Below are 13,798 nucleotides of genomic sequence, written 5' to 3'. Positions count from 1 at the left end.
GCGGCCGGCCTCAGAACCGTGCGCGCATCGTCGCCAGAAAGGTTCGACCCTGCGCAGGAATATCGAGCGCCATCTCGATGTCCGTGTCGAAGATATTCTGCGCAAGGAAGCCGAGTTCCAATTGGCCGCTCGGCGACTTCCAGGAAATCGAGGCATCGGTCGTCGTGTACGGGTCGAGGTCGACAATGATCCGCTCACCGCTCCTGTCGAGGCCCTGGGCGCCGACGCGCGAACCGACGAACGTCTGGGCGATCGTCGTCTGGATGCGCCACGAGCTGACATAGGTCAGGCCGATGCGGCCGATGTAATCGGGGACCAGCGGAATGTCTTCGTCCTGGCCGATGAACGGCGTCGTGTCTTGGCTCTCGTTCCAGCTGAAGGAGCCGAAGAGCCCAAGTCCGTCGCCGACCCAGTAATTGGCGCTCAGACGGATGCGATCGAGGTTCCCGCTCCACGTATCGAAGCTGCCGAGCAGGTCCGGGACTTGCAGATTGAGGCCGTCGAACCGCTGGTGCTGGTATTCGACCGCTGTAAAAAAGCGCTCGTTCCATTCCGCATCCCAGCGCACGGCGGCAGTCTGGCTTTGCCCGCCGAGGAAAAGCGGCAGTTCGAGAGGCGTCAATCCGACGGTGGAGATCGGGGACAGCGTGTAGTTGCTGCCCAGCTGCGTGTCCTGGCGGAAGTAGGCGCGCAGCCAGTGGTCCTCAACCGGCGACCAGGCGACACCGAGGCGTGGGTCGACCGGTCCCCAGGCCGTGTCGCGGCCGCCGTCGAAATTGACGTAGACGCCGCCTTGGAGTTGGAGATTGCCGGATACGTCCCAGATCGCGTCGGCATAGGTCCGGCCGGCCCAGGAGTCGTCTGATTCGCTGATTGGGTTGAAGAAAAAGTCGCGGATCAGGTCGTAGTTGACGCTGGTAAACTCACTGCGGTTGGCAATCGCCTCCGCACCGTAGCGAAGTGTCACCGGACCCAGGCCCACAAGGTGGCTCAGACCGAGCGTAAAGCTGTCGCTGTCGTCTTCCTGGTTGACCCGAAAGGGGCCCCAATCATCTTCCAGATCGACCTGTGTTTCGGTTTCCGTTTTCGCCGCCACGGCAAGGGCCTGCAGGATGTTGTGGTCGGATATGGTATGGCTCCACGCGCCGCCGATGGTTCTGACCTGGTTTGTTTCTTCATCGAACGGGGTCGGGAACGAAATCTGTCCAGGGAAGTCCCGATCGGCATTCACAGTGTCGCCGAACAGCACGATGCCGTCCGCCAGAGTCGGACGGAGGCCGATCTGAAAGGTGCCCCCCTCGAAATCGAAGCGGTCATGCTCGCGTTCGTATTCTGGACGCGAGATGTCCGCCTGCAGGAAGTAGCTGACCGGAAAGCCGGTATAGCTGGTCCCCTGGACGAGGATGTTGCCGTTCCAACCCGTGTTGCCGCTGTCCGAGAGCAGCCCGGCGCCAAGCGCGGTCTCAAAGAAGCTGCGCCGTTCGAGCGAGTTGCGCTTCTGCTCGGATGCGACCGCCAGTGGATCGAGCAGCAGGCCTTGGATCTCGGCGGATCGGTCTGTGGCGCCCAACTGCACATGCTCCACACCATTCAACGGTTCGCGGACAAAGGGGCTCAGGCGGCCGCTCGCGGCTTCGTCGAAATAGGTCGAGGCCATGAAGGGATCGGCGCCGCGGTCGGCGTAGTAGCGTCCCCAGTCGTCCAGGCCGATGTTTTCCAGGGTGATCCCCAGGAACGAGGAGGTCTGGCGGTTGGGATCGTAGCCGGCGTAGTAGCCGCCGCGGGCCATGCGCCGCCGCAGCGCTTTGCGCGCCTCAATGATGGCTTCGTCGGCGCGATACTGGTCCAGCGCAATGCCGGAGCGGATCAGCGGGATCGACGGGTTCTCCGGGTCGAAGCGGTCGGCATTGTCGAGCGCCTGGGCGGCCTCGACCTCGGAGCCGAGCTGATAGGAGGCGATCGCCTGGCCGATCAGCGCGTCGCCATAGGTCGGATTGACGGCGGAAGCCTGCAGCAGCACCTGCTCGCCCTCGGCGGTCCTGCCCATCCGCAGCAGATAGCGCCCCTTTGCAGCCAGAACCGCGTAGGACGTCGGATCCAGCTTCTCGGCGATGTCGATCTGCTGCTTGGCCGCCTGCACCTGGTCGTTGTCCATCAGGAAACGGGCATAGTTGGCGTAGAGCACCGCATTCTCGGGATTGAGCGCGATCGCTTCCCGGTACGCCGCGTTTGCCTCGATCGGGGCATTGCGGTCCTGGTAGACGATCCCGAGCTCGTTCCAGATCGCGTCGGCGCCGGGTGCAACTTCGGCCGCGCGGCGGAGATCGGCGAGCGCGCCGTCGAGATCGCTCGAAACGGTCGCGCGGGACCGCGCGCTGATCAGGAGCAGGGTCGGGTCGTCGGGATCGAGCCCGCGGGCGCGCTCGAGCGCCTCGCGCACCTCATCCCGGCGATCGAGTTCATAGGCAAGCCCGGCGCGCATCGCGGGCAGCCGCGCGTCATTTGGAAACCGCTTTTCTGCCTCCCGCAAAAGATCGATCGCAGCCGCTGTCCCGCCGACATGGGCAAGGGCGGTCGCGCGCGCGATCACGGCCGCCGGGTCCGAGGCAAAGGCGTTCTCGGGCGGCGGACTTGCCTTGCTGTCGGGATCGGCGAGCGTTGCCGCGAACCAGCGGCCGTAGGTCGCCGATGCCTTGCGATCGGCCGGCAGGCCGGGCAGGGCCTCGGCAAACAGGCACGCCGCCTCGGGATAGCGCAATTCCTGTCCGGCAATCATCGCCTCGACGAGTTTTGCCCGCGCTTCCAGCACGGCGGGCAGCGGCCGCTTGAGATGCGACAGTGCCGTTCTGGCGGCGGCGCGGCCATCGAGGGACAGTGCGGCCTCGGCGAGCGCCAGCCAGTCGGCCTGCGTGCGCTCGGCTTCGGGAACGGCAAGGATGCGGGCGCGTTCGGCGCGCGTGCTAGGGCCGTCCATCCCGCTTGCCGGCAATTTGGCGAAGGCGCCGCGCAGTTCGCCATAGAGCAGGACCTGCTCGCGTTCCTCCAGGTTGACGAGGGTATATTTGCGGGGCGCCTGTCCGATCGCGGCAATGGCACCTTCGCCCTGGTTCACGGTCACCGAGCCTTGTGCGTTGGCGAGTTCCACCGTTCCCTCCAGAACGGTCAGCGTCGTCTGGTTGCCATCCACGCGCAGCGTCCAGTCCGTGCCGCGGATGGCGGCGGCGGCGGCGGGGGTCTCGACGATGAGGCCGCTGCCGCCGCGCTTGGCGCGCGCCCAGATCACGCCGGAGGACAACTCGACCTCGCTGTTCGACTGGCCGTCGATCTTTTTCACGATCAGTGTGGTGTTGCGCCCCATGCGCATCTGCGTGCTGTCGGAGAAGAGAATGGCCAGGCTGCCATAGGCGTTGGTGCGCAGTGTATCGCCGGCGAGCAGGTCCTGGTTGACCTCGACCCCGCGCCAATCCGGCACATCGTTGAAACGCACTTCTTCGCCGGAGCGGCGGGAAATCACCGAACCATCCGCAGCCGAGATGCGCGGATAGGGATCCGCGAAGGCCGGCGCAACACCGCCCAGGACCGCCAAGGCGGCAATGCCTGCTGTCAGCCTGCGCATGAAATTTCCCGATAACCCCTCAATGGTGACGATATGCGAATGCAATGATTTGCTTGTCAACGTGCGCTGGTACATGTCGGCTATATCAATCCATCGGCGAGCCGCCGGGTGTTACCGCGGAAACACGCCTGCTCGATTCGACGTCGTTAGCCCTTGAGATGGCTTATGAGATTGCGCCCGCGTCGCAAGGCTGTGACGGCAGCACCGACAGCGACGATCCAGAGCGCTATCTCCACAACGGGCAAGCGATCGTCCCACGTAGCCGCAAGTGCCGAGATCACCGCGGCAGCGGTCATGACGGCCATCCGGTGCTGCTTTGCCATCGGGCCGGAAAAGTCGGCGGCAGCCCCTGTCGCGCGCCCGAGTTCGCGAACGTAAGCCGTCAGGATGGCGAGCGCCGCGGCCGCCCAGCCGAGCGCCGGCGTGCTCGCGCCGTAGCCCGCGCCAACCAGGATCAGGGTGTCCGCCACGCGATCGGGAAACTCGTTCCAGAACGGGCCATCCGCCTCGCCCTTGCCGCCCTCGACGGCAACCATGCCGTCGAAGAGATTGCACAGCAGCCGCAACTGGCAGAAGAGGGCCGCGGCAAGGAGGAGGACGGTGTGGTTGACACCCTCGCTCAAACCGCCGATCCAGAAACTGAGGCCCGCCAAGGCAGCGGCGACCATGCTCGCCTGAGAAATCTGGTTCGGCGTGATCGATCGCTTGGCGAGCCAACGGGCAATGGACTGCGCCCAATGGGTGTCGCGGCTGGCAAGGGGGCGGCGGTCTCCGCTGTCGGTCATGGCGTAGGGTACTCCGGCGATAAAGCGAATAGTTACAGGCGGCTCAGGCGCGTCATGCTGCTGTCAGACAGGCGCCGGAGGCGGCTCATGTCAGTGACCACCAATAGCGTACGATGTGGAAGAAGATCGGCGCCGAGAACACGACCGAGTCCAGCCGGTCAATCAGCCCGCCGTGCCCCTCGACGATGTGACCCCAGTCCTTCACGCCGCGATCCCGTTTGATCGCCGACATGACGAGCCCTCCGAAGAAGCCCATCAGCGTGATGACGAGCGCCATCAGCCCCGCCTGCAAGGGCGTAAATGGCGTGATCCACCATAGCGCAGCACCGATCAGCGTAGCGCTCGCCACGCCGCCGACAAAGCCTTCGACCGTCTTCGACGGCGACAGCTTAGGCGCGATCCTGTGCCGGCCGAAAAGCTTGCCCCAGACGTATTGCAGCACATCGCTCATTTGCACGACGATCACCAGGAAGGCGATCAAGAGGACATTGCGGCCTTCGTAGCCCGGGATCTGCAGCGTCAGCAGGGCGGGAACATGCGACACACAGAAGACGCAGATCATCAGCGCCCACTGCACTTCGGCGATGCGATCGAGGAACCGTTCCGTGTCGCCCCTCAGCACGGCAATGATCGGCATCAGCAGAAAGGCATAGACCGGAATGAAGATCGCATAGAGACCGTACCAATCCGTTGCCACAAGGTAGTACTGCACCGGCAGGACGACGAAGAAGGCGGCGGCGAGCGCCCAATGGTCGGCCCGCCGGGTGCTTGTCAGGGTCACGAATTCCCTCAGGGCGGCGAAGGAGCAGAAGGCAAAGAGGACGATGACGCCAGCGCGACCCGCGAGGAAGGCGACGCCCAGCAGGGCCGCCATTACCCACCAGGCGTTGATGCGCGCGTTCAAATTCTCGATCGCGGCATTGGAACGGTCCGGCGACAGGCGCCGCTGCAGCACCTGTCCGATGACGGAGGCGACAATCAGGAAGATGCCGATGCCGAGGACGAGGGCGAGAAGATCCGAACGGGCCTGGCTCATGCAATCGCGTCCGAATGTGGTGAGAGTGCCAGGAGGGCGGCGCGGGCGCGTGCGAGGAAGGCGTCCTTCGCCTCGTTGGGGCGAACCCGCATCGGCTGGCCGAACGTCACGGTGCAGATGAGCGGGATCGGCACGAACTCACCCTTAGGCATGACGCGGTTGAGATTGCTGATCCACACCGGGACCAGATCGATTTCGGGGTGGGTGGAGGCGAGGTGGAAGAGGCCGCTCTTGAAGGGCAGGAGCGGATCGTCCGTCTGGTTGCGCGTGCCTTCCGGAAAGAGGATGAGCGAGGCGCCCTCGTCGAGCGTCTGCGCCATGCGGCTGACGGGTTCTTCGCTGCGGGCTTCCCGGTTGCGCTCGATCAGCACGGCGTTGAACACGTCGCACCCGATGAAGCGATTGAGCCTCGATTTGAGCCAGTAGTCCGCGCCGGCGACCGGGCGCGTCTGCCGGCGCAGCCTGGGCGGCAGGACCGTCCAGATCAGAATGAAATCGCCATGGCTGCTGTGGTTGGCGAAGTAGATGCATTGCCGTGACGGTGGCCCCTCGTCCGACCAGACGGCGCGAACGGCCGTAATCGCTCGGGCAAAGAGCAGAACAAGGATCGCGACCGGGCGGGCCACAAGCGAACGGAGGCGCGCTGAGCTGGGCGTGACGTCGGAGGATTGGAAGGTTGTAGCCACGTGGAGATCTGCCAGCTGTTGCTTGTTGTTCTGACCGGTGATGCCCGGTTCCTGTCATTTACGTTTGGAATTCGTGGATTATTCCGTCGTGACGGGCGGCGCCGATCCGGGGATCGGCACTTTGTCTGCAGGTGCTTGACCATCTGTCTCGAAACGCTGCCGCACAACCGTGACCGTGCAAGGTGCGTGGGCTGCGACCGCGCCCGAGACACTGCCGAGCATGGAGCGCATCCGCGATTCACCCCGGGCGCCCATGACGATTTGGTCGACGCGGTTCTGCCGGGCAAATTCCAGGATCGCATCGGCTGGCGACACGGCCTCCAGAACGTGGAATGTTATCGGCCCGCCGCGCGCCTTCAGTGGCGCGGCCCAAGCATTCAATTCCGCAAGCCGTAGGACGCGCTTGTTGCGCCCCTCGTCGTCGAGGGACGTATCGATTGCGACCCGATTGATGCGCAGAACGTTGACGCAGGCGATGCGGGCGCCCGGCATGCCGTCGACGATGGAAGTGACGGCGCGTCGCAGCGGGCCGGCCGTGGCAGACGCTGCCGCGCCAAGGTCGAGGGCGACGAGAACCATGCGCGGGTCCCCCTTCTGCGCGGTATCCGGTTGTTGGTTCAAAGTCTCGATCGGAACGGGATTGAAACGACGGCGGATCACCTCGAGATAGGGATCCCTTTTCATCCTCGAGGCGCGTGCCGTCAATTTGACCCGCGACAGGTCCTGCAGGTCGGCGGCAAGTTCGGCCGCGGTGAGGTGCCGCCAGGCCGGATTGACCTCGAGGCAGCGCAAAATGACCTCTTGCAGAACATGCGGGATGGCGCCGTTTCGGGCACGAGGCGGCCACGGATCGCGCCAGAGCCGTCGCTTGAGACCGCCAAGGCGCTGCGGGTCGCCGAAGGGATGCTCGCCGGTCGCGAAAAAATACAACATCGACCCGAGGGCGAAAATGTCGCTGCGGTAATCGTGTCGCCGGCCGAGAACCTGCTCGGGCGCCATGTATGGCGCGGTCCCGTAGGGCAGGCGAAATTCCTCCTGCATCAGGTCCGGCAGCAGATTGTGGCGGGCGAGGCCATAGTCGATCAGCACCGCTTCTCCGGTTTCGCGCATCAACACGTTGGCGGGCTTGATGTCGAGATGGACGACGTGTTGGCGATGCAGCGCATCGAGCGCAATCGCGACGTTCGCGCCGTGTCGGGCGACTTCGTCGGGCGGCAGCGGCAGGCGGTCCGAGAGCGTGGCGAGGGAGGCGCCGGGGACCCGTTCCATGACGATATGGGGCAATGAGGAAAAGTCGCCGCTGCCCACAAAACGCGGCACGTGCGGCCCCGAGAGCCGCGGCAGGATCAACTGCTCCATCTCGAAGCTGACGATCGCCGCCGGATCGTCACCTTCACCGAGCATCGGGATCTTCATCAGGAGCGGAAAATCGATGTCCGGGCGCGACACGCTCCACAGGCGGGCCATGCCGCCCGTGTGGGCAAGTTCGCCGATCGTGAAACCATCGACGACATCACCGGTGTGGATGCGACCGTTGGGCATCCGTCAACGCCCTTCCAGAAGGCGATCTGCGAGCGAGCGCGGCAGCCCGGCTGCACGGATCTTCTCCGCGGCCAGTTCGACATCATAGGGTGCGCGCATGAAACGAAGCTCGTTGGTCTCAGTATCGAGAAGGCAGAAGGCGGCTGCGGGATTGCCGTCGCGGGGTTGCCCCACGGATCCGACAACCGCCAGCCACTTGCGCTGCGGCAGGAGCGGGATGGGCGTGGCGTCGCGCGGCTCGAACGGCGTCGTCTTGTTCGTCGGGCCGGTGCAGTAAAGCGCCGGGACGTGCACGTGACCGCAGAAACTGACACGCTCCAGGCAAGTTATGAGGTGTGCATGGGCATCCGCGCTGTTCAGGACGTAGTTCCATCGATCCGGGGCCGTTGCATCAGAATGAACATAGTAGCGGCCTCCCTCCCGCGCCTCCATCGGCAGGGCGGCAAGAAATGCGCGTGCTTCCTCGCCAAGTTGCCGGCGCGTCCACTCCATCGCCAGCGCGGCGGTAGGGTTCATCCTGGTCGCGGTGTCCGATACGGCCTCGTCATGGTTACCGCGCAATACGATCGCACCGCTTTCCGCCAGCGCCATGGCGCGCTCGGTGCACCATACGGGATCGGCCCCATAGCCGACGAGATCGCCGAGGATAACGACCTCCGAAGCGCCCGCGACCTTGGTTGCGGCCAGCACCGATTCAAAGGCCTCGCGGTTGGCATGAATGTCTGAAAGAATGGCAATCAGCATGGTGCGACCATCGGGCAAATGCGGCAGGACGCAACCATAGCGATTCTTGTCGAGCACGACTATTCGCCGAACGAATGATGCTCGGAGGTCGGTCATAGTTGCCGGCGGAGCACGTCATGTCCCCCGCCGGCAATCCGGCTCATTCGGCCGGCGGCAACTCGCTGACATCCATCGTCTGCAGTTTGTCACCGATTCCTTCCGCGCTGGCCGGATTGGCGCGGCCGCGCAGAGATTTTTCAGAGATGTCGATGACTGGCTGGGCAGCCCGGGCCGCCTGGAGCGATTGCTCCAGTTCGTCGTCCTGCCGCAGCGAGGTGGAACCCGGCCGTTCGCCACGGGCGGCTTCAAGCTGGCCGTTCAAGATCGCTCTTTCGGTGCGGAGCTGGCGGATTTCCGCTTTTGCGATCTCCAGGCTCGTCCGCAGTTGCCCGATTTCGTGCCGGTCCATTTCGGATCGCGTTTCAAAATCGCGACGAGATCCTTCCCAGTCGCGCTCCCGCTGGTTGCGCAGGCCTTCCAGTTCTCGCAGTTTCAAGGCCAGTTCGCTGTTCTGCGCGGCGAGATTGCGACGGGCGTTCTCGCTTTCCGCGCCCGTTGCCCGTGCGCGCGACAACTCCTCCGACAGCCGCTCGGTGCGCGAGGTGGTCGAATGCAGGTCCGACTTCAGCCGCTTCAGTTCGGCGCGGGCCGAGCGAAGCTCTTCGTCCGTCATGCGGTTGCGACCGTTCGCCGTTGCGAGCAGCTTCTCCGCCAGTTCCGCTTTCGAGCCGAGGGCTTCCTGCCGCGTGTTCATGTGCGCGATCTGCAGCGCAGTCGAGTTCTGCAGTCCCTCCAGTTCCTCCTCGAGGTGGCGGTTTTTCTCCTCCAGAACCGCAATCTCCTGACGGAGTCCGGCCGCGCTGGCCTGCAGGCTCCGCAATAGGACCTCCTGCTGTGACAGCGTGTTCTTGAGCTGGTTCTTTTCCTCGTTCAGGCGGGTCATTTCGCGCGACTGTGCGGCGCTTTCCCGTCGCGACGTCTCGGCCAGCAACTGATGGGCGGTGCTCTCGATGTCGAGCTTTTCTCGCAAGGTCGCCAGTTCGCGGCCGCGCAATTCGAGTTCCTGCTGCGTCCGCTTAACCATTGCGGTCGCCTCGTCGAACTGCCCGCTTCGGTCGGACATTTCGCGTTCGGCATCCGCCAGCCGCGTTTCGATGATCGACAGCTCTTCGCAGGTCACGCCATGCAGGGCTTGCAGCTTGACATGTTCCTGGCGGACTGCGTCGATCTCGACCCGAAGCTGAGCATTGTCGGACCGGACTTCCTTGTTCTCGACGGCAAGTCGGCCATTGTCCTGATCGAGCTTGCGGCGCGTGGTGCCCTCGTATTCCAGCAGCGAACCGAGCCGCGCGCATTCGATACGCAGCGTTCCGGTCTCGTTCAAAGAGCGGGAATGGGCTGTGAGCAAGGTTGTCACACGGTCCTGCACGAAGGAGAGGCTGGCTACCAGCTCCTCGGAGGATTGCTTGTTCTCCTCCAGCGCCAGGCCGAAGGCTTCATAGTCGACGATTTCTGCTGACGCGGCCGGAACACTGGTTTCGACGGGTTGGGCTGAGGTAGCACGCGCGCTCACCGTCGGGCGTTGCGCGTCAAACTTTGCCGCCACCCTGCCATTGTCTTCACTGCGACGAAAAAAACTCATGACCATCCCTTGCGCCCCGGGTCCAAAAGTCAAAATTTCTGCAGCCTGCGACTACACTTCCCAGCGGCTTCAAATTGCTTAAATATTTCAGTATTTCAGCATCTTCAGTTAGGGCGGCGACGTCATTGACCTGGACCGGCAGGTAAGACGCTCCGGGCAATCTTGTCAAAATGGTGGCGGCGGTCCGCGTCGCGAGTTAAGAGTAATTAACAACTTTTTTGCGTTGCCTCGACGCATTTCCACCTGACGCTGCGTAAGTTGCGCAAGTGGCTCCCACGGTGGCCTGCCCTTGCCAAGACGCGTCAAAAAGGGCAAAGCACGCGCCAAATGGAAGCCCGGATGCCGTCATGAAAGCAAAACCAACGACGCCCCGATCGATCGACCATCTGGTCATGCCAGTTTGCGATTTGTCTGTTGCGCGCGAGCGGCTGACGCGGCTCGGATTTACCGTCGCGGCAGATGCGCGCCATCCGTTCGGCACGGAAAACTGCTGCGTTTTCTTGTCGGACGGCTGCTACCTTGAGCCGCTTGGCATTGCCAACCGGGAAGAATGCGAGGCGGCTGCGCGGGCGGGCAACGTTTTTATCGCTCGCGACCAGGCCTTTCGGTTCCGGCGCGGTGCGGACGGCTTTTCTGCGATCGCGATGACGACCGGCGACGCATGGGCCGACGATCACCGCTACACCGCGGAAGGCTATTCGGCTGGCGAGGTTTTGGAGTTTTCACGCGACATTTTGTTGCCGGACGGCCGCAGCGCGACCGGCAGCTTCCGGCTGGCATTCGCCGCCGATCTGCGCGCTCCCGACTTCTTCTTCTTCGCCTCGCAGCGCGTCGCGGCGCTACCGTCGGACCGTGCGGCGCTGGAGCAGCACCAGAACGGTGTCGTGGCCTTGTCTGAAGTCGTGCTTTCGGAGCAGAATCCGACGGATTTCCAGTACCTCGTCCAGCTGGCCGCCGACGAACGCGAGGTGGAAGCGCATTCGTTCGGGATGAGTGTGGATACGCCGCGCGGACGGATCACGGTGCTCAACAGCGCCGGCATGCGCGGCTTCTACGGCATCGAGGCCGCTGGGGCCGATCGCGGCCTGAAGGGTGAGGCGGTGGTCTTCCGCGTCGCGGACATGGCGCGTTGCCGTCGCCATTTTGAGCGCAACGACATTGAATTCACCGAGCGTGGCGGTCACCTGCTCGTCGCGCCGGCTCCGGGGCAGGGTGCCCTTTTCGTCTTTGGAGAATGACAATGAAAACGAATGCAATCGTCACCGCTGGCGAAGGGCGCGGCAAGGTCGTCTTTTCACAGAACGAGAAGCTGGTTGTGATGGCGGGCCCCTGCCAGATGGAGAGCCGCGACCACGCCTTCATGATAGCCGGAAAGCTCGTCGAGATGTGCCGGGCGCTTGGTGTGGGACTGGTCTACAAGTCCTCCTACGACAAGGCCAACCGTACCTCTCTCTCCGGCAAGCGTGGCATCGGCCTGGAAAAGGCGATGGAAGTCTTTGCCGATCTGAAGAAGGAATATGGTTTCCCGGTTGTTACCGACGTCCATACGGAAGAGCAGTGCGGCCTGGTCGCTCCGACTGTTGACGTCCTGCAGATTCCGGCTTTCCTTTCGCGGCAGACCGACCTGCTCGTCGCTGCCGCAAAGACTGGCCGTGTCATCAATATCAAGAAGGGCCAGTTCCTGGCGCCCTGGGACATGAAGAACGTGCTGGCGAAGCTCACCGAGAGCGGCAACCCCAACGTCCTGCTTTGCGAGCGCGGCGCCTCCTTCGGCTACAATACGCTGGTCTCCGACATGCGTTCACTGCCGATCATGGCCTCGTTCGGCGCACCGGTCGTGTTCGACGCGACCCATTCGGTCCAGCAGCCGGGCGGGCAGGGCGGTTCCTCCGGCGGTCAGCGCGAATTCGTGGAAACGCTGTCGCGTGCGGCGGTTGCCGTCGGAGTCGCCGGCCTCTTCATCGAGACGCACGAGGATCCGGACAACGCGCCCTCGGACGGCCCGAACATGGTGCCGCTGACGGATATGCCGCGGCTGCTGGAAAAATTGCTGGCGTTCGACGCCGTGGCAAAGGCCTAAAGAAGGTCTCCCGAACGTGGGAAGCGGTTTCGGGACAAAGACATGTGAGGAAATAAAGCACGGCAAGCGACCTGAAGATCGCGACGTGCTTGGCGCCTCATCAACACGGTGCCACAAGACTGCGCTAGTCCGGCACCGTGAACGCGCACTTTCAATTTAGTCGACGCTTAGTCGATTGGAATATCGCTGACCCAGCTCCTAACCAGGGAAGAGTACCATGACCGCAATCATCGACATCATCGGCCGCGAGATCCTCGACAGCCGCGGCAACCCGACCGTCGAAGTGGACGTTCACCTTGAAGACGGCAGCTTCGGGCGTGCCGCCGTTCCCTCGGGCGCATCGACCGGCGCCCATGAGGCTGTCGAACTGCGCGACGGCGGCGCGCGCTATCTCGGCAAGGGCGTCGAGCGCGCCGTGGAAGCGGTCAACGGCGAGATCTTCGAGGCGGTCGGCGGCCTCGACGCCGAAAACCAGATCCTGATCGACCAGACGATGATCGAACTCGACGGCACGCCAAACAAGGCGCGCCTCGGCGCCAACGCCATCCTCGGCGTCTCGCTCGCCGTCGCCAAGGCGGCGGCCGAGGCCTCCGGCCTGCCGCTCTATCGCTATGTCGGCGGCCCGAACGCCCGCGTCCTGCCGGTTCCGATGATGAACATCATCAACGGCGGCGCCCATGCCGACAACCCGATCGACTTCCAGGAGTTCATGATCGTGCCGGTCGGCGCCGAGACGATCCGCGACGCCGTCCGCATGGGCTCGGAAGTGTTCCACACGTTGAAGAAGCAGCTCTCGGCCGGCGGCTTCAACACCAATGTCGGCGACGAGGGCGGCTTTGCGCCGAACCTCGAATCCGCCCCCGCCGCCCTCGACTTCATCATGAAGTCGATCGAAAAGGCCGGCTACAAGCCGGGTGAGGACATTCATATCGCGCTCGACTGCGCCTCGACCGAATTCTTCAAGGACGGCAAGTACGTGCTCGAAGGCGAGGGCCGCACGCTCGAACCCGGCGCCATGGCCGACTACCTAGCCGAACTCTGCGCCAAGTACCCGATCTTCTCGATCGAGGACGGCATGGCAGAGGACGATTGGGACGGCTGGAAGCTCTTGACCGACAAGATCGGCGGCAAGGTCCAGCTCGTCGGCGACGACCTGTTCGTCACCAACTCCGCCCGCCTGCGCGACGGCATCAAGATGGGCGTTGGCAACTCGATCCTCGTCAAGGTCAACCAGATCGGCTCGCTCTCCGAGACGCTCGACGCGGTCGAGACCGCCCACAAAGCGCGCTACACCGCCGTCATGTCGCACCGTTCCGGCGAAACCGAGGATTCGACGATCGCCGACCTCGCCGTCGCCACCAACTGCGGCCAGATCAAGACCGGCTCGCTGGCCCGCTCCGACCGCACTGCCAAGTACAACCAGCTGATCCGCATCGAGGAGCAGCTCGGCCCGCAGGCTAAGTACGCCGGCAGCTCGATCCTGCGCGGCTGAGGCAGCCATAGGCATACGGGGTCGCGACACCGAAGCGATTGGGCCGTCGCCCCTCACCCTAACCCTCTCCCCGCAAGCGGGGAGAGGGGGCGAGACCTGTCCGGACGGGACTCCATTTCTCGCCGCATGTCCTGAT

10 protein-coding genes are annotated in these 13,798 nt (G+C 64.0%); 3 read left to right on the top strand and 7 right to left on the bottom strand.

Annotated elements, in window-relative coordinates:
• Positions 1 to 10 precede the first annotated feature (10 nt).
• The 7 genes from J2Y48_RS17565 to J2Y48_RS17535 form a co-directional block, all read right to left on the bottom strand.
• Positions 11 to 3,616, bottom strand: a complete 3,606-nt coding sequence (locus tag J2Y48_RS17565; RefSeq protein WP_310420553.1) for a FecR domain-containing protein — start codon at positions 3,614 to 3,616, stop codon at positions 11 to 13.
• Between the two features lie 146 nt (positions 3,617 to 3,762).
• A complete protein-coding gene (locus J2Y48_RS17560; protein WP_310420551.1) occupies positions 3,763 to 4,401 on the bottom strand; it encodes a CDP-alcohol phosphatidyltransferase family protein in 639 nt (212 codons plus the stop codon).
• Positions 4,402 to 4,486: 85 nt separating this feature from the next.
• Positions 4,487 to 5,437: a phosphatidate cytidylyltransferase gene (locus J2Y48_RS17555; RefSeq protein ID WP_310420550.1), complete on the bottom strand. Its 951-nt coding sequence runs from the start codon at positions 5,435 to 5,437 to the stop codon at positions 4,487 to 4,489.
• Positions 5,434 to 6,063: a lysophospholipid acyltransferase family protein gene (locus J2Y48_RS17550; protein ID WP_405030256.1), complete on the bottom strand. Its 630-nt coding sequence runs from the start codon at positions 6,061 to 6,063 to the stop codon at positions 5,434 to 5,436. Before J2Y48_RS17550 ends, J2Y48_RS17555 begins: the two co-directional genes overlap by 4 nt.
• A gap of 138 nt (positions 6,064 to 6,201) precedes the next feature.
• A complete protein-coding gene (locus J2Y48_RS17545) occupies positions 6,202 to 7,665 on the bottom strand; it encodes a bifunctional serine/threonine-protein kinase/universal stress protein (RefSeq protein ID WP_310420546.1) in 1,464 nt (487 codons plus the stop codon).
• Positions 7,666 to 7,668: 3 nt separating this feature from the next.
• On the bottom strand, positions 7,669 to 8,409 hold the full coding sequence (locus J2Y48_RS17540) for a metallophosphoesterase family protein (RefSeq protein WP_310420868.1): 741 nt from the start codon (positions 8,407 to 8,409) through the stop codon (positions 7,669 to 7,671).
• Between the two features lie 139 nt (positions 8,410 to 8,548).
• Positions 8,549 to 10,090 carry a hypothetical protein gene (locus tag J2Y48_RS17535; protein ID WP_310420545.1) on the bottom strand — a complete coding sequence of 514 codons (1,542 nt, stop codon included), beginning with the start codon at positions 10,088 to 10,090 and terminating at the stop codon, positions 8,549 to 8,551.
• 347 nt (positions 10,091 to 10,437) lie between these two features.
• On the opposite strand from J2Y48_RS17535, the gene J2Y48_RS17530 reads away from it, so the two are divergent.
• From J2Y48_RS17530 to eno, 3 genes are all read left to right on the top strand, one after another.
• A complete protein-coding gene (locus J2Y48_RS17530) occupies positions 10,438 to 11,328 on the top strand; it encodes a VOC family protein (RefSeq protein WP_310420543.1) in 891 nt (296 codons plus the stop codon).
• Positions 11,329 to 11,330: 2 nt separating this feature from the next.
• On the top strand, positions 11,331 to 12,170 hold the full coding sequence (kdsA, locus tag J2Y48_RS17525; protein ID WP_310420541.1) for a 3-deoxy-8-phosphooctulonate synthase: 840 nt from the start codon (positions 11,331 to 11,333) through the stop codon (positions 12,168 to 12,170).
• A 217-nt stretch (positions 12,171 to 12,387) separates the two neighbouring features.
• Complete coding sequence (gene eno, locus J2Y48_RS17520; RefSeq protein ID WP_310420539.1) at positions 12,388 to 13,662, top strand: phosphopyruvate hydratase; 1,275 nt, start codon at positions 12,388 to 12,390, stop codon at positions 13,660 to 13,662.
• Positions 13,663 to 13,798 lie beyond the last annotated feature (136 nt).

It is taken from the genome of Mycoplana sp. BE70 (assembly GCF_031455855.1).
Lineage (GTDB): Bacteria > Pseudomonadota > Alphaproteobacteria > Rhizobiales > Rhizobiaceae > Mycoplana.
Note: the sequence above shows the minus strand (reverse complement) of the source record. Positions and strands in the feature narration are given on the sequence as shown.

Bases quoted from the DNA above. Each gene is read 5' to 3' on its own strand.
- J2Y48_RS17565 (WP_310420553.1), bottom strand. From the start codon at position 3,616: ATGCGCAGGCTGACAGCAGGCATTGCCGCCTTGGCGGTCCTGGGCGGT.
- J2Y48_RS17560 (WP_310420551.1), bottom strand. From the start codon at position 4,401: ATGACCGACAGCGGAGACCGCCGCCCCCTTGCCAGCCGCGACACCCAT.
- J2Y48_RS17555 (WP_310420550.1), bottom strand. From the start codon at position 5,437: ATGAGCCAGGCCCGTTCGGATCTTCTCGCCCTCGTCCTCGGCATCGGC.
- J2Y48_RS17545 (WP_310420546.1), bottom strand. From the start codon at position 7,665: ATGCCCAACGGTCGCATCCACACCGGTGATGTCGTCGATGGTTTCACG.
- J2Y48_RS17540 (WP_310420868.1), bottom strand. From the start codon at position 8,409: ATGCTGATTGCCATTCTTTCAGACATTCATGCCAACCGCGAGGCCTTT.
- J2Y48_RS17535 (WP_310420545.1), bottom strand. From the start codon at position 10,090: ATGAGTTTTTTTCGTCGCAGTGAAGACAATGGCAGGGTGGCGGCAAAG.
- J2Y48_RS17530 (WP_310420543.1), top strand. From the start codon at position 10,438: ATGAAAGCAAAACCAACGACGCCCCGATCGATCGACCATCTGGTCATG.
- kdsA (WP_310420541.1), top strand. From the start codon at position 11,331: ATGAAAACGAATGCAATCGTCACCGCTGGCGAAGGGCGCGGCAAGGTC.
- eno (WP_310420539.1), top strand. From the start codon at position 12,388: ATGACCGCAATCATCGACATCATCGGCCGCGAGATCCTCGACAGCCGC.